Origin of the sequence: Bradyrhizobium sp. JYMT SZCCT0428, from assembly GCF_018131075.1 — a bacterium.
In the GTDB taxonomy this organism is placed as follows: Bacteria; Pseudomonadota; Alphaproteobacteria; order Rhizobiales; family Xanthobacteraceae; genus Bradyrhizobium.
On record NZ_JAFCLS010000013.1, the window covers coordinates 177,046 to 200,534 of the forward strand.

The following is a 23,489-nucleotide window of genomic DNA, read 5'->3' on the forward strand; positions in this document are numbered from 1 at the left end:
TCATCCCGTGGAAGGCCGCTGCCACTCCATCACAACGAACCAGGGCACCCGTCGGGCACGTTCCTGATGCACGGCCTCGCCGGATACGGGTCCGGGCTCCGCGAAAAACGTCAGCTGCAGGCCGCTTTCGAGCAAGGCCGTCATGTAGGCGGCAAGCGGCCGGTGCCAGTTCTGGATGCGTATTCCCGCCCATTCGAACCAGAATGGAAATTCTTCGAGGTAACGATCGACGGGAAAGTGAAGATGGCGTCCTTCGGCATCTTTCACCCACCCCCGATCGGCAGTGGCCGACGTGAAGCCGGTGAGATTTGCGATCAGCAGCGAGCCGCCGGGTTTCAGAACCCTGGCCATCTCGTTGATCGCCGTTCTGAAATCGACGATATCGATTAGCTTGAGGTAGCTGACGACGAGATCGAAGCTTGCCGCCTCGAATTCAAGCTGCTCGGCATTGCCGGACCGGTAGTCGCCGGTTGGATCGCGTTGCCTTGCTACCTCCAGCAATTGACCGGTCGGGTCGATCCCGGTTGCTGCGATGCCGGCGGCCTTCAGCATCCTGCAGAAGCGGCCCTCGCCGCAGCCCACATCCAGCGCACGCCCGAACCGGCCTGCCGCCACGCGAGCAGCCATGACCGGATCGAGCACATGCTCGCGGCCCCAATCGCCGCGCTCGCCCATGGAGTCGATCCAGGCTTGCGCCGAAAGCTCGCATCCGTTGCTCATGAGGGCACCCGCATCCGAACACAGTCGTTATTGAATGGAAGCCGACGGCAAACCATCGCCTCAGCGGCCAACTTCGCCAAGTTTGGTGGATGGCTCGTGCTGCGATTCCAGCCGGTTGCCATGGCGGTGAACGAGGCGCCATTCGCCGGCCTCGCGGCAAAAGATATGCGTAACCCGATTGGACCAGCCGGTGATGCCTTCGACGTCGGCGACGCGTTGGTTTTCGAAGGTCTCGATATCGGTCACGTAAAACATCGCAGGGGTGACGACCTTGGAGATATTCTCGTGACGGACGGTTCCGCCCTTGAACCTCGCGCCGGCCCAGTCCCACCGCCGAGACACCGCTTCCCATCCCTTCTCGTAGCCGCCCCAGCCGTAGAAGCTGGTCGCTTCCGAGGTGTGCGAATAAAGCGCCTTGATCGCGGACACATCACCATTGGCAACTCTGGCCATCGCCTGATGTAGCCGGGCGATGGCCACGCTTACCGAGGCATCGAGCTCCTCTTCAGTCATGCTCTCGCCCACCTATGGAATCACTTCGGCCGCCGGCTGCAGGTCGATGGCAAACGTTTCCAGAAACTTCGACGTCATGATGTAGAAGCCGACCGAAAGCTGCAGCTCGACCAGCGCGGCCGGCGTCAATTTCGAGGCAATGGCGTTGAAGGTCGCATCGGTCGGCTTGTGCAGCTTGACGATCTCGTCGGTGAAGGCGAGCGCGGCGCGCTGCACCTCGTTGAAGCATGTGGCCGACTGCCAGTTTTCCAACGCCTCGTTCTGCTCGTCGCTGACGCCGACGCTCTTGCCGATACGCTTGTGCGCGACGATCTCGTAAGGCGCCTCGCACAGAATGCCGGTGCGGGTGATGGCAAGTTCGCGCACGACCGGATCGAGCTCGCCCTTGTGCCTGATGGCGCCGCCCAGCCGGCAATATTGCTCGAAATAGCTCGGCGAATGCGCCATCATTCTGAAAATATTGGCATTGCGGTTCTTGCCGAGGATTTCGCGGGTACGATCGTTGTGCTTAGCGGGATCGCTGTATTCGATGCGGGCCATTTCTCACCTTGTTTTCTTTGATTTTGCAGGCGGATCATGCCTTGCGGCTCCCAGCGGATCAACCGGGCTATGCTCGGAAATCGCCACCACGCGCGCAAAATCCGGCTGCGCCTGAGCCAAAATGCCGCCGCATTGCTGTTCAAACTTGGCACGGTCGATATTCGCTGAGTGGGGACTCAATCGAAGCGAATAATCGTCGCGGGGTGTTCCGAGTAAAAAATAATAGACCGTCCAGCGTGCTTGTCACGCAGCGATGAGTTTTGCCCAAGTCTAGGGAGAAAGCATGAAGGAAGCCACCAAGAGGGCGGCCTCGGAGGCGCTTGCGCAAATGCTGGCGGTGACGGCAATGCTCGTCATCGCCAGCGTCATCTTCTACGCGCGGTGACCGCGGCTTGCGAGTAAAGGCGTCACGAAGCAATCCAGAAAACATCCGTTCCGCGTCACTCTGGATTGCTTCGGAGCTTTGCATTTTGATTTGGCTTCGCTCGATAACGCGATGCGCTACTTCGCTTTTGCGAAATATGGAACCAGCCGCCCCGCAAATGGCTGATATGTCGCGCTGACCTTATCGCCGATGGCGAGATCGTGGTCACCATGAGCCATCATGCGAAAACCTTCCGGCGTATCGACCAGCAGAATATTGTAGGGAACGTGCGCACGGGTCTCCGGCGTCGCGGCGCGGCATACCAGCGAGGTCGCGTAGACCGTCCCTGCTCCACTTGCGGATTTCTCCACCGGATCCGGCGCGCCACACGCCGCGCAAAAGCTGCGGCGGAAATATTGCACCTTCCCGCAAGCGCCGCAGGATTGATAGACGATGCCCTCGCCGCCCTTGGTCCAATCCGCGTTCATCGCACCCGCTCCAGGAACATGCTGACATGGGACGACAGCACGCCGCCGTCGCCGTGCAGCAGCGCGATCGAGGCATCACGGACCTGACGGCTGCCGGCCCGATCCGTCATCTGCAGATGGGTTTCGACCAGATGCGCCATCGCGCCGCCGACGCCGCAATGACCGTAACTCAGCAGGCCGCCATGGGTGTTGAGCGGCATCTCACCGTCGCGGCTGAAGTACCCTGCCCGCACCTTTGCGGCCGCCTCGCCGCGTTTTGCGAGGCCGAGATCCTCCAGCAGCATCGCCAGCGTGATGGTGAAACTGTCGTAAACCGCGGCATAGCGCACGTCGGAAATCGCAAGGCCGGATGCGGCTTTGGCTTTCGCGATCGAAATCTCGGCGCCGAGCTCACTCAAGGCTGGTGCCGCCGTGACATGCTGATGGGTATGCGCCTGTGCGGCGCCACGCACCTTAACGCCGGCTGAACCTGTGCGCTCGCGGCTGATCACAAACGCCGCGCCGCCATCGGACACCGGGCAGCAATCAAGCAGCTTAAGCGGCATTGCCACCGGCTTTGACGCCATCACGTCGGCGACCGTGATCGCCTCGTGGAACTGAGCGCCGGGATGGGTCAATGCATGGGCACGCATCAGCACCGCAAATTCGGCGAGGTCTTCCTGGGTAACGCCGTATTCGTGCATGTAGCGCGACGCGACGAGGCCGTAATAGGCCGGGATCGTCGGCCCCAGCGTCACCTCATAGTCGGGGTGCCCGACCTGGGCCAGCGCCTGGATCGAGGCGTCACGGCTTTGCCCCGTCAGGCGGTTTTCGCCGCCGACCACCAGCACATGTTTTGCGATTCCCGCATCGACCAGGTGATGCGCCAGCATGGTCATCGCGAGCCCGGTGGCGCCGCCGACCTGTACGGCGTGGGCATAGGACGGCCGGATGCCGAAATGCTCGGCGAACACGGTCGCCAGCATGATGTGCGGCGAAACCGTTGAGTAGCCGCAGAGGATGCCGTCGATTTCGGAGCGTTTCAGTCCGGCATCGGCAATCGCCATCTCGGCCGCCTTGCTCATGAGGTCGAGCGAGGAGGAGCCTTCGTGCTTGCCGTATGACGTCAGTCCGACACCGGTGATGAAGCTCATGGTGCGGCTCTCCCACTCCTTGTCATTCCGGGGCACGCGAAGCGCGAGCCCTGAATCCATTTCGCCGCCATCGCATGTGGATCAATGGATTCCGGGCCTGCGCCAAGTGGCGCGTCCCGGAATGACAAATTGAGAAATCCGGCACTCATTCTCAATACGACTTCGGCAGGCCCAGCACCTTCTCGGCAATAAAGCTGAGAATGAGCTGCGGGCTGATCGGGGCGATGCGCGGGATCAGGGATTCCCGCAAATAACGCTCGACGTGATATTCCTTGGCGTAACCGAAACCGCCATGGGTCATGACGGCTTGCTCGCAGGCATGAAACCCCGCTTCGGCCGCGAGATATTTCGCGGCATTGGCCGCCGGGCCGCACGGCATGCCCTGGTCGTATTGCCAGCCGGCGGAAAGCACCATCAGCCATGCGGCTTCCAGTTCCATCCAATTTTTCGCGAGCGGATGCTGGATGCCCTGGTTCATGCCGATCGGGCGATTGAACACGATGCGGTTCTTGGCATAGGCCGACGCGCGCGACAGCGCGACCTGGCCGAGCCCGACGGCTTCGGCTGCGATCAGGATGCGCTCGGGATTCATGCCGTGCAGGATATATTCGAAGCCGCGGCCTTCCTCGCCGAGGCGATCCTCGACCGGAATTTCAAAGTTCTCGAAGAACAATTCGTTGGAATCGACCGGCTTGCGGCCCATCTTCTCGATCTCGTGCACGGCGACGCGCTGCTTGTCGAAATCCGTATAGAACAGGCTCAGGCCCTGCGTCGGCGTCTTCACCTCTTCCAGCGGCGTGGTGCGCGCCAGCAGCAATATCTTGTTGGCGACCTGGGCTGTCGAGATCCAGACCTTCTGGCCGTTGACGATATATTTGTCGCCCTTGCGCACGGCGCGGGTTTTGAGCTGCGTGGTATTGAGCCCGGTATTGGGTTCGGTCACCGCAAAGCAGGATTTGTCGCGGCCGTCGATGATCGGCGGCAGCATGCGCGTGCATTGCTCCTTGGTGCCGAACACGACCACGGGATTGAGCCCGAACACGTTCATGTGCACCGCCGAAGCGCCCGACATGCCGGCGCCCGACTCCGAGATCGTCCGCATCATGATCGCCGCATCGGTGATGCCGAGCCCTGAGCCGCCATACTCCTCTGGAATGCAGATGCCGAGCCAGCCGGCATCGGCCAGCGCGCGGTGGAAATCGGCGGGATAGCCGCCTTCCTTGTCCTTCTTCAGCCAATAGGCGTCGTCAAAGCGAGAACAGATTTTCCCGATCGCGTCGCGGATCGATTCCTGGTTGGCCGACAGCGCGAAATCCATGGTCTAGGTCCTTAGCTGTTTGATACGACCTTGGTGACGCCGTCGCTAACCAGGGCGGCAATCTCGTCGGCCGAAAAACCTGCTTCCTGCAAAATCTCGGCGCTGTGCTCGCTGAGGCGCGGCGCCAGCCGCGTCATCTCCACCGGCGTCTCCGACCACCGCGCTGACGACCGCATGTTGCGGATCCGTCCCTCGGTCGGATGATCGATCACGGGAGCGAAATCGGTCGCTGTTATGTGCGGGTCCTGCAGCAGGCTTTCGAGATCATGCATCGGCATGACAGGCACGTCGGCCTTCTCCAGAATGGCGGTCCATTCGGCCGTGCTCTTGGTCTCAAGGATACGCGCCAGTTCGGCATAGACGGTGTCGATGTTGCTGGCGCGGCCGGCAAAGGTCGCGAATTTCGGATTGGTGCGCAGATCGTCGCGGCCGGTGGCGGCGAAGAAATTCGTCCACTGCTTGTCGTTGTAGACGATCACGCAGATGTAGCCGTCGGAGGTCTTGTAGGGCCGCCGGTCCGGCGACAGATGCCGGGCGTAGCCGCCCTTGTCGAGCGGCGGATCATAGGTGAGCCCGCCCATGTGGTCGCCCATCACAAAACTCGCCATGGTCTCGAACATGGGGATGTCGACGCGCTGGCCGCGCCCGGTGCGGTCGCGGTCGACCAGGCTGGCGCAGATCGCGCCGACCGCGGTGAGACCGACGATGCGGTCGACCAAAGCATTGGGAACATAACGCGGCACGCCATCGCCGGTCTGCGCCATCAGCGCCGGCAGCGCGGTGGCGCCCTGGATCAGATCGTCATAAGCGGGTTTGGCGGCATAAGGCCCATCCTGGCCGAAACCGAACACGCCGGCATAGATCAAACGCGGGTTGACCTTCGAGACCACGTCGTAGCCGAGCTGCAGCCGCGCCATCGCCTGCGGGCGCACATTGTAGACCAGCACGTCGGCCTTCGCGATCAGCCGCAGCACGGCGTCGCGGCCGGCCGGCTTCTTCAGGTCGAGGCAGATGCTGCGCTTGTTGCGGTTGGTGTTAAGGAACACCGGCCCCATGCCGGGATGCCGCGTCGGCCCGATCTGCCGCGTGACGTCGCCATCATGCGATTCCACCTTGATGATGTCGGCGCCGTAATCGCCGAGCGTCTGGGTGGCAAAGGGCCCCATCAGCACGGACGTCATGTCGACGACCTTGATGCCTTTTAGCGGTCCCATGCCCAATTCGCTCCCGGATGTCGTTTATTCCCCATCTAGTAACGGCAGGGTGAAACGAAGAGCAAGGGCGTCCGGCGTATGGACGTATGCGCGGCGGGATTTCGTAGGGTGGGCAAAGGCGCGACAGCGCCGTGCCCACCATCTATCGACAGCGACATCTTGAATGGTGGGCACGCTCCGCTTTGCCCACCCTACGTTTGTCCGCGCCTTACTTCCCCGGCTCCAGCACCGAGACGTAGTTCGCCACCGCGGCGCCACCCATGTTGAAGATGCCGGCGAGTTTTGGATTCTTCAGCTGCATCCCCTCGGGTGCCTGGCCGACCAGCTGCATGGCGCTCATCACATGCATGGAGACGCCGGTGGCGCCGATCGGGTGGCCCTTGGCTTTGAGGCCGCCGGACGGATTGACCGGCAGCTTGCCGTCCTTCTGTGTCCAGCCTTCCTTGATGGCGCGGGCGCCCTGCCCGCGCGGCGTCAGGCCCATCGCTTCATATTCGATCAGCTCGGCGACGGTGAAGCAGTCATGGGTTTCGACGAACGACAGATCGGAAAGGCTGACGCCGGCCTGCTGCAGCGCGCGCTGCCATGCGACCGTGCAGCCTTCGAACTGCAGGATGTCGCGCTTGGACATCGGCAGGAAATCCTGCGCATGCGCGGTGGCGCGGAAATTCACCGCCTTGCCCATGGTCTTGGCGGTCTCCGAATCCGTCAGCACCAGCGCTGCTGCGCCATCCGACACAAGCGAGCAATCGGTGCGCTTCAGGGGACCGGCGACGAACGGGTTCTTCTCGCTCTCGGCACGGCAGAACTCATAGCCAAAGTCCTTGCGCATCTGCGCATAGGGATTGGCGACGCCGTTCTTGTGGTTCTTCGCCGCGATCATCGCCAGCGCATCGGACTGGTCGCCATACTTCTGGAAATAGCTCTGCGCGATCTTGCCGAACACCCCGGCGAAACCGCCGACCGTGTCGCCGTCCTCGGGCAGATAGGACGCCTTGAGCAGGTACTTGCCGATCTCCGGACCCGGCGTGCGCGTCATCTGCTCGACGCCGACCACCAGCACGATCTTGGCCGCACCCGCGGCAATCGCGCGGATGCCCTGATGCACCGCGGCCGAGCCGGTGGCGCAGGCATTCTCGACCCGCGTGGTCGGCTTGAAGCGCAGCTTTGGGTCGGCCTGCAGCACCAGTGAGGCGGTAAAATCCTGCGGCGAGAAGCCGGCGTTGAAATGGCCGAGCACGATTTCATCGACGTCCTCAGCGGAAATGCCGGCATCGGCCATTGCGTCGGTCGCTACCTTCACCACCAGGCTTTCAACGGTTTCCGCGTCGAATTTGCCGAATGGCGTATGCGCCCATCCCACGATGCTGGCTGTCATGTTCGTTCTCCCTGTTCCGGTTCGGCCGGTTTTGTACCCTATCGGAAAAAATACTTCACGCCGGTTTCAGCGTTTTCATCGCCCGCGCGCACATGGCTGAAATGCCGGCCCAGTTGCCGGACCTTATATCCGCCGCCGGGCAGAGCCAGGAACCGCCGACGGCCAGCACATTCGGCTCAGCCAGCCAGGACGCCGCATTGGCCTCGCCAATGCCGCCGGTCGGGCAAACCCTGATGTTCGGGAACGGACCCGCGAGCGCACGCAGTGCCTTGATACCGCCGGACTGTTCCGCCGGGAAGAATTTGACGAGGTCAAACCCGTGCGCCAGCGCCTGCATCAGTTCGGACGCGGTCGCGATCCCCGGCGCGAACGGCAGGTCGCTGGCGGCCGCAGCCTTCAGCAACTCGGGCGTCGCTCCGGGGCTAATGCCGAACTTGGCGCCGAGCGCCTCAGCCCGCTTGAGATCATCGGGATTCAGGATGGTGCCGATCCCGACGATGGCGTCCGGCACGTCCGCAATCATGGCCTTGGCGGCCTCGATCGCCACCGGCGTACGCAGCGTCACTTCCAGCACGCGCACGCCGCCGGCAACCAGCGCCCTGGCCAGCGGCACCGCGTCTTCCAGCCGCTCGATGGTCAGCACCGGTATGACGGTGGCGGACTTCACCAAAGCCGCGAGCTTTTCCTGCCTTGCTGTCACGTTCATAGGGTCGCCTTGCCTGAGTTTGTCGGTCCGCCCACGATATCAGGCCGGCATCGCCGTGCGCGGGATAATCGCACCGGGGTGACATACCACAACTCCGGCAAGACGGTGCCCGGCCCGCGCGGCCTCAACCGGCTCCGCACCCGCAAGCCGTGCGGCGATGTAGGCGGCTGCAAAACTGTCACCCGCCGCAGTGGTATCGACGACGGGTTTCGTCAGCGGCTCGGCCTGGGTCCGATGCAAGACGCCGTCGAGACGAAGGATGCTCGCGGGTTCGGAAAGTTTTAGCACGACCTCCCCGCCCGGAATACGCGCCAGTAAGCCATCGTGGCTTTCACCGGGATAGAGCGGCAGCAAATCCTCGGTCGAGGCCAACACGATATCGGCGAGATCGAATGCATCCTGATAGACGGCGCGGGCCACATTCAGGTCGGGCCAGCCGCGGGCACGAAAATTGGTATCGAAGGCAAACCGTGCCCCGGCTTCGCGGGCGCGCTTGATCCCCGAGAACAACCGCGCCCGGCCAACGTCATTGTAAAGCGACAGCGTGATCGCCGAGAGATAAACGATGCCGTAACTCGCCAGTGAATTCAGGATATCCGCCGTCTCCGGCAGATCCATCAGGCTGCGTGCGGCGGCGCTCTCGCGCCAGTGAAAGAAACGACGCTCACCTTTGTCGTCGGTCTGGATCATGTAGAGGCCGGGCAATTTGCCTGGCAATCGGGACACCCGTGCCGTGCCAACGCCTTCCGCCGCCCAGCCCGCGATCATCTCATCGCTCAGCGTATCGTCGCCGAGTGCGGTGATGTAATCGGTGCCGGCGCCAAGCCGGGCCAGATAGACGGCGGTATTGAGCGTGTCGCCGCCATAGCCGCGCGAAAACAGGCCGTGCTCGGCCTGCTTCAGCTCGATCATGCATTCGCCGATGCAGGCTACCCTGGTCATGACCGCGTCCATGCGGCAACGCGTGTCGACACGTCAGGCAGCGAACTTGCCGCCGAGCTCATCCGCGATGTGAATCCGGATGATGTCATCAAAAGTCTTCTCGGCCGTGGTGAAGCCGAGCTTGAGCGCGCGGTCGGTGACGAAATCGCGCGGCCAGCCGCTGACGATGCTGATGATGGTCGGATCGGGCACCCGCTTGATGCGCGCGGTGACGTTCTTGCCGGCGACGCGGTCGAGGGCGGCGATCTGTTCGCCGACGGTCACCGACATCCCGGGCATGCTGAGATTGCGCCGCGCGCCCATGGCGTTGAGGTCCATGGTGCCGGCGTGCATGAGAAAGCCGACCGCCGATTTCGGCGAGGCGTGCCAATGCCGCACGTCTTCGGTCACCGGCAGCACCGCCTCCTCGCCCGCCAGCGGCTCGCGGATGATGTTGGAGAAAAATCCGGACGCCGCCTTGTTCGGCTTGCCCGGCCGCACGCAGATCGTCGGCAGGCGGATGCTGATGCCGTCGAGCAGGCCCTTGCGGGTGTAGTCGTTGATCAGGAGTTCGCAGATCGACTTCTGGGTGCCGTAGCTCGTCAATGGCGTATGGAAGAACTCGTCGCCGATCTTTTCGGGGAATGGCGCGCCGAACACCGCGATCGAGGATGTGAACACCAGCCGCGGCTTGTAGCCGCCGCCGATCGCGCGGATCGCGTCGATCAGATACCGCGTACCGTCGAGATTGATCCGGTAACCCTTGTCGAATTCGGCCTCCGCCTCCCCCGACACGATGGCGGCGAGATGGAAGATCACGTCAGGCCGTTCGGCGATCAGCGGCGCGGCGGCGCCAGCATCGGCAAAATCGGAAGCAACGACATTGACCGGGATCGAGCTGGCCGGCTTGGTCGGCGCCACCACGTCCTGCAGCGTCATGCGGGTGATGTCTTGCTTGCCGAGGCGCCCGTCGTGCAGCAGTTGCTCGGTCAGCTTGCGGCCGACCATGCCGGCGGCACCCAGAATAAGAATGTGCAAGACCCGTCTCCTTTGTTGTTCTTGCTTATAGCGTCTTCAAGCGAAGTGGAAACCGGTTCGCGTGAAGAAAACGCGTCAAAACGAGGGTTCAGATACGGGCCGGCGCGCTCATTCTTTCACGGCTCCCGTCATGGCTGACACATAGTGCTCGACGAAGAAGGCGTAAAGGATAACCAGCGGCAGCGAGCCCGCCAGCGCACCCGCCATCAGCGATCCCCAGCGGTAGACGTCGCCATCGACGAATTCGTTGACGATCGCGACCGGCACCGTCTTGTTCTGCACCGAAGTCAGGAAGGTCAGCGCGTAGATGAACTCGTTCCAACACAGCGTGAAGCAGAAGATGAAGGCCGAGATCAATCCCGGGATCGCCAGTGGCAGCACGATCTTGGTCAGAATCTGCCATCGGCTGGCGCCATCGATCAGCGCGCACTCTTCCAGCTCGAACGGGATGGTCTTGAAATAGCCCATCAAGAGCCAGGTCGAGAACGGGATCAGGATGGTCGGATAGGTCAGGATCAGCGCGAACGGCGTGTCGAACAGCCCATACTGGAACACTACGGTGGCTAGCGGAATGAACAGGATCGAGGGCGGCACCAGATAGGACAGGAAGATCAGCCCGCCGACCCATTGCGCGCCGCGATAGCGCAGCCGCACGATGGCGTAGGCCGCCAGCACGCTGGCGAAGATCGACAGCACGGTCGAGCAGATCGCCACATACATCGTATTCCACAGCCAAAGCGGATAGTAGCTTCCGAACAGCAGCTTGTGGATGTGCTTGAACGTCGGATTCCAGGTCCAGAACGGATTATAGGTGTTGAGGTCGAGCAACTGCTCGTCCGGCTTGATGGCGGTGAGCGCCATCCAGTAGAACGGGAACAGCAGGACGACGACGATGATCCCCAGCGGCAGATAAAGCGTCACCAGACGCCGCGGCAGCGACTCCAGATAGCTCATGCCGACGGAGTGATCGTCGGCAGCCGCCGTTCGCGCCGATCCCGACAACACCCCTTTGAGGTCGAGCCTCTGTGTGGGCAGATCAGTCATTGTTTTCACCTTGCTGCCACTTGCGGCGCTGCAGTCCGAACCAGGAGACCATGATCGCCGCCAGCAGGAACGGAATCATCGCATTCGAAATCGCAGCACCCTCCCCGAGAACGCCGCCGATGATCGCCCGCTGATAGGACAGTGTCGCCATCAAGTGCGTGGCATTGACCGGACCGCCGCGCGTCATCGCCCAGATCAGCTGGAAGTCGGTGAACGTGAACAGCACCGAGAAGGTCATCACCACGGCAATGATCGGCGTCAGCAGCGGATAGGTGATGAACCGGAACCGCTGCCAGCTGGTCGCGCCATCGAGCGTCGCGGCTTCGTAAAGCGACGGCGACACCGTCTGCAGGCCGGCCAGCAGCGTGATCGCAACGAAGGGAACGCCGCGCCAGATGTTGGCGAAGATCACGCAGATCCGCGCCCAGGTCACATCACCGAGGAAATTGATATTGTCGGTGATCAATCCCATCTGCTTCAGCGACCAGGAAATGATCGAGAACTGTGAATCGAAGATCCACCAGAACGCCAGCGCCGACAGCACCGTCGGCACGATGAAGGGGATCAGCACCAGGGCTCGCAGCATCGCCTTGAACGGCATGTTCTCGTTCAGCAGCAGCGCGAGATAAAGGCCGATCGCGAACTTGATGACACTGGCGACGGATGTGTAGAGCAGCGTGTTGAATACCGACAGCCAGAAGATCGAGTCGCCCCACAGCCACTCATAGTTTTCCAGCCCGACGAACGCGCCGGGCCTGCCGATGCGCGCATCCGTGAACGAAATCCAGATTCCCAACCCCAGCGGATAAGCCAGGAACAGAACCAGGAACACCATTGCGGGCAGCATGAACCAGAAGCCGAGATAGTTGCGGTTGGCCTTGATCAGGTCCCACCTCGACGCCTCGCGAATCGGCCGTCTGGCAGTCCGGGGTTGGAGGGCGACGTCAGCCATTGGCAAAATCCCGCAAGTATAACGGCCGTGGTGCCGTCTCGTCCTCGATAGCGAAGCATCCGGCAACTACGGGCGGCATTGCGTGCCGCCCGTAGCTGTTGTCATCAGCGATAGATGCGCTTCAGCTGCCGTTCGGCGATCGCAATCGCACCGGCTGCGGTCTCACGGCCGGTGCAGTAGTTCGCGAACATGTCGACCACCAGGAAGTCGGCGATCGCGGTCGCCGCCTTCTCGCCGGGCGTACCGATGCCGGAAGCGGGAAGCGCGCGCTTGCTGGCCTGACCAAACACCGCGTTCTTCGGGTCTGCCGTCCACACCGGCGAGTTGTCGTAGGCGTTGAGCGTGTGGGTCAGATAACCGCGCGCGCCGGTCAGCCACTTGTCGTAGTTTTCCTTCTCCAGCATGAAGGCGATGAAGGCCTTTGCGGCGTTCGGGTACTTCGTGAACTTGAACGCCAGGATCGGGACGCACAGCTGCAGTTCAGTCGGCTTGCCGATCGGACCGACCGGGTACAGCGCGTGATAGGTGTCCTCGGTGAGCTCTTTCTTGGTCGGGTCATCCTTGGCGGCGACGTAGATCGAGATGCCGTTGGCGGTGACATAAAGTTCGCCCGAAAGGAACGCCTTGTTGTTGGAACCGTCGTTCCACGACGCTGCGCCCGGAATGAAGGTGTCGGAAAGCGCCTTGGTGTATTCCAGCGCCTTCAAGGTCTCCGGCGAATTGATGATCACCTTGTCGCTCTTGTCGACGGTATAGGCGCCATGACCCCAAAGGATCCAGTGCAGCCAGCCGTTGGCGTCGCCGGTCGCATGGCCGAGCGCGAAGCCCGCCGGGGTGTTGTTTTTCTTGAGCGCCTTGCACAGTTCAAGGAAGCTGGGGAAGTCCTTGGGAAACTCGCTGAAGCCCGCTTTGTCCACGGCAGACTTTCGGTAGGTCATGTAGCCGCCGATGGTGGCGACCGGGATACCCAGCCAGTTGTCGCCCTGCTTACAGGTAATAGCGGCGGCTTCGGTCCATCCGCCGTATTTCTTGCCGAGATAGTCGGCGACGTCGTTCAGCGGCATCACCTGGGTCGGGAACAGCTGCGGCAGCGTGTGCAGGCCCCAGACGACATCCAGGCCGGAGCCGGTATTCGCAGCGACGGACGCCTTTGGCTGCACGTCCTCAAAGGACTCGCTGAACACGTTCATCTCGGTGCCAGTCGCGGCCTTGAAGGCGGCGACCATGGCGTTGAACGCGTCGTCTTCCGCCGGCACGAAACGCTTCCAGCGCATCACCGTCAGCTTGGCGCCCGGCTCCGCCTTCCAAGGCGAGGCTTGCGCCCAGGCCTTGGCGAAATCCAGCAGTGCAGGCCCGGTCAGCGCGCCAGCCGCAGCCAGCGCAGTGCCGCCTTGAAGCAGCGAGCGGCGAGTAAAATCGTGCATCGTAGATCCTCCCCTGTGAATTTGATTTTGATTATGTTTTTTAGGCGTTCAGTCGCTTTCCTGTGGTCTCGTCAAATAGATGCACGAGCGCAGGATCCGGCTTCAACCGGATCTTGTCGCCCGGATTGAATTGATGTCGCTCGCGGAACACGGCAACGACCTGTTCGCCGCCGAGCTTGGCGAAGACCTGGGTTTCCGAGCCGGTCGGTTCGACCACCACGATCTCGGCTTCGGCACCGTCGTCGGCGATGGTGAAATGCTCGGGCCGGACGCCGTAGACCGCCGGCTTGCCTTCGGAGTTGGCCGGTGCCGACATCAGCGGCAGCTTGACACCGTTCGGACCTTCGAAACCGGCGCTGCCGTTCGACTTCACCTTGCCTTTGAGGAAGTTCATCGCCGGCGAACCGATAAAGCCCGCCACGAACTGGTTGGCCGGCGTATCGTAGAGTTCGAGCGGCGTGCCCATCTGCTCGACAATGCCGTCGTGCATCACCACGATCTTGTCGGCCATGGTCATGGCCTCGATCTGGTCGTGGGTGACGTAGACCGTCGTGGTGCGCAGGCGCTGGTGCAATTCCTTGATTTCGGTGCGCATCGCAACCCGCAGCTTGGCGTCGAGGTTGGACAGCGGCTCGTCGAACAGGAACACTTGAGGATCGCGCACGATGGCGCGGCCCATCGCGACGCGCTGACGCTGTCCGCCGGACAACTGCCGGGGATAACGCTCGAGCAATGGGGTCAGCGCCAGGATTTCCGCGGCGCGCTTGACGCCGTTGGAGATTTCCTCAGGCTTGGCGCCGCGCAGCTTGAGCGAGAAGCCCATATTGTCGGCGACCGTCATATGCGGATAGAGCGCATAATTCTGGAACACCATCGCAATGTCGCGCTCTTTCGGCTGGACATTGTTGACCACCTTGTCGCCGATCGAAATCGTGCCTGAGGTGATGTTCTCGAGGCCCGCGAGCATTCTCAGCAAGGTCGACTTGCCGCAACCGGAGGGGCCGACGAGCACGACGAACTCGCCGTCCTCGATCGGAATCGAAACGCCGTGCAAAACCTCAAAATTACCGAACGACTTTCGCACGTCGCGAATCTGTACCGACGACATCGGACTTCTCTCCCCTCAATTTCTGTTTTCTGACGCCATTGGACGGAGACCGGCGCCACGCTGTCTTGTTCGACTCTAATGCCATCCAGCCGACTTCAGCCAAGCATTATCATCCGCAGTTTGGCGGTTTTTAGCAATGCGATGGTAGCGCTGTCAATAATTGTTCATTTGTCTGGTTTCTTATGGTAAGAGCGCGGAATGGCACGAAAACCGACGAAGTCTGGCAAAATCCGCCTCACCGAGGTCGCCAAGCTGGCTGGCGTGTCGCCAATCACCGCATCCCGCTTCTTCAGAAACCCGGATGCGCTGTCACTCGCCAAACGCGAACGCGTCGACAGCGCTGTGAAGGAACTGGGCTATGTGCCCAATCTGGCGGCGCGCGCGCTGGCCTCGCATCGCACCGAAGTCATCGGCGTCGTGATTCCGTCTTTGACCAACAGCGTGTTCGCCGACGTCTTGCGTGGCATTTACGATTCGTCCGAGCAGAGCCGCTACAGCATCCAGTTGACCAATACGCGCTACAGCATCCTGCAGGAAGAGAAGATGCTGCGGCTGTTCCGGGCCCAGAAGCCGGCCGGATTGATCGTGACCGGCATCAACCAGACGGCGGAATCCCGCGCCATCCTGGAGACCATGGATTGCCCGGTCGCGCAGATCATGGAGATCGGGGACAGCCCGGTCGACATGATGATCGGCTTTTCGCATTACGACGCCGGTTTTGCGGCTATTTCGCATATTCTCGAGCAAGGGCGCCGGCGCATCGGCTTCCTCGGCGCGCGGATGGATCCCCGCGTCCAGCGGCGGTTCGATGGCTACCGCGATGCCATGAAGGCGGCCTCGCTGTTCGATCCAAACCTCGTCGTCACAACGACGGTGCCGACCACCGTGACGCTCGGCGGTACGCTGTTCGCCGATCTCATTGCGAAGACGCCTGATATCGACGCGGTATTCTGCGTCAACGATGACCTCGCGCTCGGCGTGCTGTTCGAATGCCAGCGCCGCCAGATATCCGTTCCCGGCGAAATGGCGATTGTCGGCTTCAACGATCTGGAATTCATGGCTTCCGCCGTCCCTTCCCTCACCAGCGTACGCACCAATCGCTATGAGATGGGCCGTCACGCCATCACCATGGTGATCGACGCGATCGAGGGCCGCCGGCCGCGGGAACCGGTCCTCGACCTTGGTTTTCAACTGATGATCCGCGAAAGTTCGACGCCGCAGACGGCTTGATCCCAGTTTCGCAGGGCTCATGTGGGGTTGCATAGAAAATGGTAGCGCTGTCTTTTGGCGCGAACTAGGATCGAGCAAGAGACACAGGAATTGCATGCGCGGCGCGTTTGCAGCGGATGAAATTTTGAGCATGGTGGAAACCGCTGCCGTGATTTGAGCCGCCCTAGTTTGCAGTGCGGGAGGAACCAATGAAAAAGAATGACAATAATGGTGCCAGCAATGGCAAGGGACGGAAGCTTCGTTCCCTTGAGTGGTTTAACAACCCGCATAATCCGGGGATGACCGCGCTCTATCTGGAGCGCTATCTGAATTACGGCCTGACCCGCGAAGAATTGCAGTCCGGCAAGCCGATCATCGGCATCGCGCAGACCGGTAACGATCTGTCGCCGTGCAACCGCCACCATCTCGAGCTGGCCCACCGGGTGCGAGAGGGCATCCGTATGGCCGGCGGCATTGCGATGGAATTTCCGGTGCATCCGATCCAGGAGACCGGCAAACGCCCGACCGCGGCGCTCGATCGCAACCTCGCCTATCTCGGCCTCGTCGAACTCCTGTTCGGCTATCCCCTGGACGGCGTTGTGCTGACCACCGGCTGCGACAAGACCACCCCTGCTTGCCTGATGGCAGCCGCGACCGTCAATCTGCCCGCCATCGTGCTGTCGGGTGGGCCGATGCTGAACGGCTGGTTCAACGGTGAGCGCACCGGATCCGGCACCATCGTCTGGAAGCAACGCGAACGGCTTGCCGCCGGCGAGATCGACTACAACGAATTCATCGAGATCGTGTCCTCCTCCGCGCCGTCGGTCGGCCATTGCAACACCATGGGTACGGCCTCGACCATGAACTCGCTGGCCGAGGCGCTCGGCATGTCGCTGCCGGGCTGCGCGGCGATTCCCGCTCCCTACCGCGAGCGTGGCCAGATCGCCTACGAGACGGGAAAGCGGATCGTCGACATGGTCTGGGAGGATCTCAAACCGTCCGACATCCTGACCCGTGAGGCGTTCGAGAACTGCATCGTGGTGAACTCGGCGATCGGCGGCTCGACCAACGCGCCAATCCACATCAACGCGCTGGCGCGCCACATCGGCGTCGAGCTCTCGATCGATGACTGGCAGAAACACGGCCACGAAATCCCGATGCTGGTGAACCTGCAGCCGGCCGGCTTCTATCTTGGCGAGGAATTTCACCGCGCTGGCGGCGTGCCGACGGTGGTGCGCGAATTGATGGCGCACAAGAAAATCCATGAGGCCGTCAAAACGGTCAACGGCCGCACCATGGGCGAGAATTGCCGCGAGGCGACGAAACCCGATGGCGACGTGATCTGGAGCTACGACAAGCCGCTGGTCAAGGAGGCCGGCTTCCTGGTGTTGCGCGGCAATCTGTTCGATTCCGCGATCATGAAGACCAGCGTGATCTCCAAGGAATTCCGCGACCGCTATCTCAGCAACGCCAAGGACCTGAACGCGTTCGAGGGCCGCGCCATCGTATTCGAGGGCCCGGAGGACTATCACGACCGGATCGACGATCCCGCGCTCAACATCGACGAGCACTGCGTGCTGTTCATCCGCGGCGCCGGCCCGATCGGTTATCCCGGCGGCGCCGAAGTCGTGAACATGCAGCCGCCGGCGGCACTGATCAAACGCGGCATCCTGGCCCTGCCCTGCATCGGCGACGGCCGGCAATCCGGCACCTCGGGCTCGCCATCGATCCTTAATGCCTCGCCGGAAGCCGCCGCCAGTGGCGGACTCGCGATCTTGAAGACCGGCGACAAGGTCCGTATCGACCTCAACAAGGGCTCGGCAAACATCCTCATTTCCGATGCGGAACTGAAGCAGCGTCACGCCGACCTCAAGGCCGGCGGCGGCTTCAAATACCCGGCGCACCAGACGCCGTGGCAGGAACTCTATCGCTCGACCGTCGGCCAGCAGGCCACCGGCGCCTGCATGGAACTCGCCACGCGCTATCAGGACATTGCGGGCACGGTCGGCGTGGCGCGGGATAATCATTAGGCTGCAACGCCGTCATTGCGAGCGCAGCGAAGCAATCCATCATTCCACGCGGAAACATGGATTGCTTCGTCGCTTCGCTCCTCGCAATGACGAAAGGAACAAGGAGACAAGAATGTCAGACCGTTTGAAGGGAAAGCGCGCGGTCGTCACCGCCGCGGCGGCGGGCATCGGGCGTGCCTGCGCAATCGCATTCGCGCGCGAAGGCGCCACTGTCATCGCCACCGACATCAATGAAAGCGGCATCGCCACGCTCGGCAAGGAAGGCGTTGCCGAGACGGCGCGGCTCGACGTTCGCAGCACCGCTGACGTCAACGCCTTCGCCAAGCGCATTGGAAAGATCGATATCCTGCTCAATGCGGCGGGCTTTGTGCACCACGGAACCATCCTGGAGTGTTCGGAAGAGGACTGGGATTTCTCGTTCGACCTCAACGTCAAATCGATGCACCGGACCATCAAGGCGTTTTTGCCCACCATGATCGCAGGCGGCGGCGGCAGCATCGTCAACATCTCGTCCTGCGCGGCGCTCCGGCCACCGGCAAACCGTTATGTCTATAGTGCGTCCAAGGCGGCGGTTTCGCTGCTCACGCGCGCGGTCGCGCTCGACTTCATCAACCAGGGCATCCGCTGCAACAGCATCTGCCCCGGCACCGTGGAGACGCCTTCGATGCTCGATCGCGCGGCCGCCGCCGGCCCGGATGGACGCGAGAAGTTCGTTGCCCGCCAGAAGATGGGCCGACTGGGTACCGCAGAGGAGATCGCGGCCATGGCGATCTATCTTGGGAGCGACGAAAGCGCATTCACCACCGGCGTCGACCTCGTCGTCGATGGCGGCTACATGCTCTGACGGCCGCGATCAAGGGATTTCAGCATGAACAAGATCGATCTGAGCGGACGCTGCGCCGTCGTTACCGGTGGCGCACAGGGTTTTGGACGCGCAATCAGCGAACGCTTCGTGGCGTCGGGCGCCAAGGTCGCGATCTGGGACCATGACCTGCCGTTCGCGGAACGGACCGCCGCGGAAATCGGCGAGAATGCCCGCGCGTTCAAGGTCGACGTGTCCGATCTCGCCGCCGTCGAAAGCGCGCGCGACGCGACGCTGAAAGCGTTCGGCAAGATCGATATCCTCGTCAACAATGCCGGCATCACCGGTGCCAACAAGACCGTCTGGGAGATGGACCTCGGAGACTGGCGCACGGTGATGGCCATCAACCTCGACGGTCCCTTCATCTGCTGCAAGGCCGTGGTGCCGGCGATGCTCGCCAACAAATACGGCCGTATCGTCAACATCGCCTCGATCGCCGGCAAGGAAGGCAATCCGAACGCTGCGCATTATTCGGCGTCCAAGGCCGGCGTGATCGCGCTGACGAAGTCGCTCGGCAAGGAACTGGCGGCGCACGATATCCTCGTCAACGCCGTGACACCGGCGGCCGCGAAGACCGCGATCTTCGATCAGATGACGCAGCAGCACATCGATTTCATGCTAGCGAAGATTCCGAAAGCGCGCTTCCTGCTGGTTCAGGAGCTGGCGTCGATGGTGGCGTGGCTGGCGTCGGAGGACTGCGCCTTCTCGACCGGTGCGGTGTTCGACATCTCCGGCGGCCGCGCGACGTATTGAAATGGGCACGATCCGGGAAGGCGGATGCCTGTGCGGCGCAGTTCGGTTCAAGACCGACGGCGAGCCGGTCAATATCCGGATCTGCCACTGCCGCAATTGCCAGAGGTCGATGGGATCGCCATTTTTTGCCCGCGCGCTGTTCGACCAGCGCGCACTGACGGTCGAGGGCGACATTGCGGGTTATTTATCCTCGGACGCACTCGAGCGGATGTTCTGCAAGGCCTGCGGCACCCGGCTGTTTTCCCGGCGGACCAACGGCACGGTGGTCGGCGTCGCGCTTGCCGCCTTCGACGACCGCAACGCCTTTGCGCCGACCGAGCACATCTGGGTCTCGGAAAAGATCGATTGGGTACGGCTCGACGACGGCCTACCGCAATACCAGGAGACGGTTCCCCAGTGACGCCGACGTGCTAGGCTGAGCCCAGCACAGCGCGTGAATCGGGGCCGATCGATTGAACATCTCATTGTACGCCATATCGGTCTGGGTGCTGCCGGTCCTGCTCGCCATCACCCTGCATGAGGCCGCCCACGCCTTTGCCGCCTATCGCCTCGGCGACAACACGGCCTGGCAGCTCGGCCGGGTCAGCCTCAACCCCTTCAAGCATATCGACCCGTTCGGGACCGTCATTCTCCCCGGATTGCTGCTGCTTTCGCATTCGCCGTTCCTGTTCGGCTACGCCAAGCCGGTGCCGGTGAATTTCCGCAATTTGAACCATCCCCGGCTCGACATGGTCTGGGTGGCGCTGGCGGGCCCGGCCACCAACATCGTCCTGGCAGTGCTGGTGGCCCTTGCCTTCCATATCATGCCGCTGGTGCCCGCGAATGCGGCGCAATGGACCGCGGACAACCTCAAAAATGCGTTCCTGATCAATATCGTGCTGGCGATCTTCAACATGCTGCCGATCCCGCCGCTGGACGGTGGGCGGGTCGCGGTGGGGCTGCTGCCGCGGGTGCTGGCATACCCGCTGTCGCGGCTGGAACCCTATGGCATGCTGATCCTGATCGGCCTGCTGATCCTGCTGCCGATCCTGGGCAGTCAGCTCGGCCTAAATCTTGATGTTATTTCGGCAATACTGCGGACACTGACCGGCTATGTGATCCGTGCGCTTCTCTTTATCACGGGCAACGCATAAACCTTAGATAGAGAACGCCGGACACGGAGGAGTTGGCTTGGAGCCATGGTGATCAAAGCTGCCGACATGTTGATCGCACGACGCGCCGACACCCGCGCGAGGGCGGATTTTGCCACCTGGAAAATGCTCGCCAAGCTCAACGGCGCTTCCGCCCTGCCCGCCGAGGCGCAAGGTTTTCTCGTCAGCTACAGGCAGCTGCTCGAAAAGATGACGGATGCGGATGCTTCCGAGGCTACCATCCAGCTCATGTACAAGAGCTATTATGCGGAGATGGGCGGCGCCGGAACCGCACCGGAAATCCCCGCACGCTCCGCCGATGCCCCGGCCGACACCGGCAACGTCACCGCCTTTCGCCGGCCGCCTGCCAAGCCAAAGGTCGCGGCATCAGGACCGCAGGCAAAACCGCGGCTGCCGGTGGCGCTGATCTTTGCGTGCCTTGTCGTCGTCTATGTCGGCATCCGCTATTACTGGCGATAGCCCGACCCTCGCGCAAGAAAGCGAAATGAGCAGCGACGCAGATCCGCTTGCACAGTTCGGGATCGACGCGGTCGATCTCAGATGGACGTTGCGGGACATTGCCGGAAGGCGATCGTTCAACACGGATCATTTGGCGAAACTGATCGAGCTTGGCCTCGTCGCAATGCGCGGAGACGCCCCGTACCTGACGCCAATTGGGCAGGATGCGGCATGGGGGAAAGACGGCTGACCGTAGCACTGCAGACGGTTGCAGGCGTAACGCGTGATTGCTGGGATGACGGTGACCTTCGCTGCCGTACAACGCCTCCGAGCTACGGCTTTCTATTCCAGGGCGGGATGATTTTGAATCTGGCGCTGATCGACGCGATACGTCTTCGCGACATTTTCGCGTTTCAGTGGCATGCAGCGCCGGCGCGTGCCCGGAATTCACCGCGACATGGAATATTCCCGGCACGGCGATCCGCCGCAGCCCGCTAGGCGGCGAACACGATGCCGGGCATAATGGCTCAGCGAGTTTTGCAAAATTCAAAATATCCTTGCAAAAATATCCTTGAAGATTCCTTGGAGGGGAAATGAAGCGATCAATTGCAGCCTTGGTGATGACCACGAGCCTGGTATTTGCAGGGGGAGCGTTTGCGCAAACGCTCGACAAGGTCGTCAAGGTCGGAAGCCTCGGAGATCAATCGGGTCTTTATGCCGACATCGGCGGCCCCGGCTCCAGCGTCGCCGCGCAGATGGCGATCGATGATTCCGGTTTGCTGGCGAAAGGCTGGAAGATCGAACTGATCTCGGCGGATCACCAGAACAAACCTGATGTCGGCGTCAACATCGGCAAGCAGTGGATCGACGTCGAGAAGGTCGACGTGTTCGTCGATCTCGCCAGCTCCGGCGTTGGCCTTGCGATCTCCAACCTTGCCAAGGACAAGAACGTCGTCAATTTGAACTCCGGCTCGGCGTCGTCGGATCTGACCGGCGCGCAATGCTCGCCGAACACGATTCACTGGGTCTACGACACCTGGATGCTGGCCAACGGCACCGGCAAGGCGCTGGTCAAGTCCGGCGGCGACAGCTGGTTCTTCCTGACGGCGGACTACGCCTTCGGTCACGCGCTCGAACGCGATACGGCCGCGGTCGTCATCGCCAATGGCGGCAAGGTGCTCGGCGGCGTCAAGCATCCGCTCAACAATGCCGACTTCTCCTCTTTCCTGCTGCAGGCGCAGAGTTCGAAGGCGAAGATCATCGGCCTTGCCAATGCCGGCGGCGACACCACCAACTCGATCAAGCAGGCGGCGGAGTTCGGCATCGTCTCCGGCGGGCAGAAGCTCGCGGGCATGCTGATGTTCATCACCGACGTTCATGCGCTCGGGCTGAAGGTCGCGCAGGGCCTGAACTTCACCGAGACGTTCTATTGGGACGCCAACGACAAGACCCGGGCCTTCACCAAGCGCTTCAACGAAAAGCACAAGAAGGGCCCGCCCACCATGGTGCAGGCCGGCGTCTATTCCTCGCTGATCCATTACTTCAAGGCGCTGGAAGCGCTCGGCGGCAACCCGCATGACGGCCGCGCGGTGGTCGCCAAGATGAAGGAAATGCCGACCGACGACGACCTGTTCGGCAAGGGTACGGTCCGTGCCGACGGCCGCAAGATCCATCCGGCCTATCTGTTCGAGGTGAAGAAGCCGGCGGATTCGAAGTATCCGTGGGACTATTACAACCTCGTCGCCACCATCCCGGCCGAGGAAGCCTTCATTCCGCTCGACAAGAGCGTCTGCCCGTTGTTGAAGAAGACCTGATCCGGCGGATCGTCCCAAGTGCAAAATGCCGGCGAGAAATCGCCGGCATTTTTGTTGGGCGGCTCGCCCTTCCCTCGCAACGCCGCGAAACAGGTCCGTCGCGAGATGTTCTGATTCAATTTTCAAACAGCCCGTTCCGTCATTGCGAGGAGCGAAGCGACGAAGCAATCCATTCTTTCTTTGCGTGGCGCCATGGATTGCTTCGCTTCGCTCGCAATGACGGCAGACATACTTTCGCATTCTCGCGACGCATTGCGCCCGAGCTTTGCCAGAAATTCCTTGCCCTCGAAAACAAGGGCGCAGGGAAGACCGGGTGCGCGCTGCACCCGCGGTCTCGCGTGCGGTTTGCACAAAACAAAGTGCACACGAGC

General features: G+C 62.0%; 25 protein-coding genes. 9 read left to right on the plus strand and 16 right to left on the minus strand.

Features of this window, described 5'->3' with window-relative positions; translation table 11 throughout:
* The 15 genes from JQ575_RS15865 to JQ575_RS15935 form a co-directional block, all read right to left on the minus strand.
* A complete protein-coding gene (locus JQ575_RS15865) occupies positions 1-720 on the minus strand; it encodes a class I SAM-dependent methyltransferase (RefSeq protein WP_212034168.1) in 720 nt (239 codons plus the stop codon).
* A gap of 60 nt (positions 721-780) precedes the next feature.
* Positions 781-1,245 carry a nuclear transport factor 2 family protein gene (locus JQ575_RS15870; RefSeq protein ID WP_212034169.1) on the minus strand — a complete coding sequence of 155 codons (465 nt, stop codon included), beginning with the start codon at positions 1,243-1,245 and terminating at the stop codon, positions 781-783.
* Positions 1,246-1,773 (minus strand): carboxymuconolactone decarboxylase family protein, encoded by a 528-nt coding sequence (locus JQ575_RS15875; protein WP_212034170.1) that lies wholly within the window; start codon positions 1,771-1,773, stop codon positions 1,246-1,248. It abuts the gene before it with no gap.
* Positions 1,774-2,274: 501 nt separating this feature from the next.
* Complete coding sequence (locus JQ575_RS15880) at positions 2,275-2,625, minus strand: Zn-ribbon domain-containing OB-fold protein (RefSeq protein ID WP_212034171.1); 351 nt, start codon at positions 2,623-2,625, stop codon at positions 2,275-2,277.
* A complete protein-coding gene (locus JQ575_RS15885; protein WP_212034199.1) occupies positions 2,622-3,758 on the minus strand; it encodes a thiolase family protein in 1,137 nt (378 codons plus the stop codon). Before JQ575_RS15885 ends, JQ575_RS15880 begins: the two co-directional genes overlap by 4 nt.
* A gap of 151 nt (positions 3,759-3,909) precedes the next feature.
* A complete protein-coding gene (locus JQ575_RS15890; RefSeq protein ID WP_192739714.1) occupies positions 3,910-5,076 on the minus strand; it encodes an acyl-CoA dehydrogenase family protein in 1,167 nt (388 codons plus the stop codon).
* 11 nt (positions 5,077-5,087) lie between these two features.
* Positions 5,088-6,290 (minus strand): CaiB/BaiF CoA-transferase family protein, encoded by a 1,203-nt coding sequence (locus tag JQ575_RS15895; RefSeq protein ID WP_212034172.1) that lies wholly within the window; start codon positions 6,288-6,290, stop codon positions 5,088-5,090.
* Between the two features lie 208 nt (positions 6,291-6,498).
* Positions 6,499-7,668: an acetyl-CoA acetyltransferase gene (locus tag JQ575_RS15900; RefSeq protein ID WP_192739716.1), complete on the minus strand. Its 1,170-nt coding sequence runs from the start codon at positions 7,666-7,668 to the stop codon at positions 6,499-6,501.
* A gap of 55 nt (positions 7,669-7,723) precedes the next feature.
* Positions 7,724-8,374 carry a bifunctional 4-hydroxy-2-oxoglutarate aldolase/2-dehydro-3-deoxy-phosphogluconate aldolase gene (gene eda, locus JQ575_RS15905; protein ID WP_212034173.1) on the minus strand — a complete coding sequence of 217 codons (651 nt, stop codon included), beginning with the start codon at positions 8,372-8,374 and terminating at the stop codon, positions 7,724-7,726.
* A 39-nt stretch (positions 8,375-8,413) separates the two neighbouring features.
* Positions 8,414-9,316: a sugar kinase gene (locus tag JQ575_RS15910; RefSeq protein WP_212034174.1), complete on the minus strand. Its 903-nt coding sequence runs from the start codon at positions 9,314-9,316 to the stop codon at positions 8,414-8,416.
* Between the two features lie 33 nt (positions 9,317-9,349).
* Positions 9,350-10,333 carry a D-erythronate dehydrogenase gene (denD, locus tag JQ575_RS15915; RefSeq protein WP_212034175.1) on the minus strand — a complete coding sequence of 328 codons (984 nt, stop codon included), beginning with the start codon at positions 10,331-10,333 and terminating at the stop codon, positions 9,350-9,352.
* A gap of 108 nt (positions 10,334-10,441) precedes the next feature.
* Positions 10,442-11,377, minus strand: coding sequence for a carbohydrate ABC transporter permease (locus JQ575_RS15920; protein ID WP_212034176.1), 936 nt, complete (start codon positions 11,375-11,377; stop codon positions 10,442-10,444).
* The gene (locus JQ575_RS15925; protein WP_192739721.1) at positions 11,370-12,329 is read right to left on the minus strand and encodes a carbohydrate ABC transporter permease; all 960 of its coding nucleotides are present in this window, start codon (positions 12,327-12,329) and stop codon (positions 11,370-11,372) included. Before JQ575_RS15925 ends, JQ575_RS15920 begins: the two co-directional genes overlap by 8 nt.
* 104 nt (positions 12,330-12,433) lie before the next feature.
* Complete coding sequence (locus JQ575_RS15930; RefSeq protein WP_212034177.1) at positions 12,434-13,753, minus strand: ABC transporter substrate-binding protein; 1,320 nt, start codon at positions 13,751-13,753, stop codon at positions 12,434-12,436.
* A gap of 40 nt (positions 13,754-13,793) precedes the next feature.
* The gene (locus JQ575_RS15935) at positions 13,794-14,861 is read right to left on the minus strand and encodes an ABC transporter ATP-binding protein (RefSeq protein ID WP_212034178.1); all 1,068 of its coding nucleotides are present in this window, start codon (positions 14,859-14,861) and stop codon (positions 13,794-13,796) included.
* Positions 14,862-15,059: 198 nt separating this feature from the next.
* On the opposite strand from JQ575_RS15935, the gene JQ575_RS15940 reads away from it, so the two are divergent.
* From JQ575_RS15940 to JQ575_RS15980, 9 genes are all read left to right on the plus strand, one after another.
* Positions 15,060-16,091, plus strand: a complete 1,032-nt coding sequence (locus JQ575_RS15940; protein WP_212034179.1) for a LacI family DNA-binding transcriptional regulator — start codon at positions 15,060-15,062, stop codon at positions 16,089-16,091.
* Positions 16,092-16,279: 188 nt separating this feature from the next.
* On the plus strand, positions 16,280-18,100 hold the full coding sequence (locus JQ575_RS15945; protein WP_212034180.1) for an IlvD/Edd family dehydratase: 1,821 nt from the start codon (positions 16,280-16,282) through the stop codon (positions 18,098-18,100).
* 112 nt (positions 18,101-18,212) lie between these two features.
* Positions 18,213-18,944 carry an SDR family oxidoreductase gene (locus JQ575_RS15950; protein ID WP_212034181.1) on the plus strand — a complete coding sequence of 244 codons (732 nt, stop codon included), beginning with the start codon at positions 18,213-18,215 and terminating at the stop codon, positions 18,942-18,944.
* Positions 18,945-18,968: 24 nt separating this feature from the next.
* The gene (locus JQ575_RS15955; RefSeq protein ID WP_212034182.1) at positions 18,969-19,715 is read left to right on the plus strand and encodes an SDR family NAD(P)-dependent oxidoreductase; all 747 of its coding nucleotides are present in this window, start codon (positions 18,969-18,971) and stop codon (positions 19,713-19,715) included.
* Position 19,716: 1 nt separating this feature from the next.
* Positions 19,717-20,115, plus strand: coding sequence for a GFA family protein (locus tag JQ575_RS15960; protein WP_212034183.1), 399 nt, complete (start codon positions 19,717-19,719; stop codon positions 20,113-20,115).
* Between the two features lie 52 nt (positions 20,116-20,167).
* Positions 20,168-20,848: a site-2 protease family protein gene (locus JQ575_RS15965; RefSeq protein ID WP_212034184.1), complete on the plus strand. Its 681-nt coding sequence runs from the start codon at positions 20,168-20,170 to the stop codon at positions 20,846-20,848.
* 45 nt (positions 20,849-20,893) lie between these two features.
* A complete protein-coding gene (locus JQ575_RS15970) occupies positions 20,894-21,325 on the plus strand; it encodes a hypothetical protein (protein ID WP_249166668.1) in 432 nt (143 codons plus the stop codon).
* 25 nt (positions 21,326-21,350) lie between these two features.
* Positions 21,351-21,554, plus strand: a complete 204-nt coding sequence (locus tag JQ575_RS15975) for a hypothetical protein (RefSeq protein WP_212034185.1) — start codon at positions 21,351-21,353, stop codon at positions 21,552-21,554.
* Positions 21,555-21,897: 343 nt separating this feature from the next.
* Complete coding sequence (locus JQ575_RS15980) at positions 21,898-23,118, plus strand: ABC transporter substrate-binding protein (protein WP_212034186.1); 1,221 nt, start codon at positions 21,898-21,900, stop codon at positions 23,116-23,118.
* Positions 23,119-23,240: 122 nt separating this feature from the next.
* Here the strand turns inward: JQ575_RS15980 and JQ575_RS15985 are convergent.
* Positions 23,241-23,489: hypothetical protein (locus JQ575_RS15985; protein WP_212034187.1), on the minus strand; the 249-nt coding region annotated here is incomplete at its 5' end.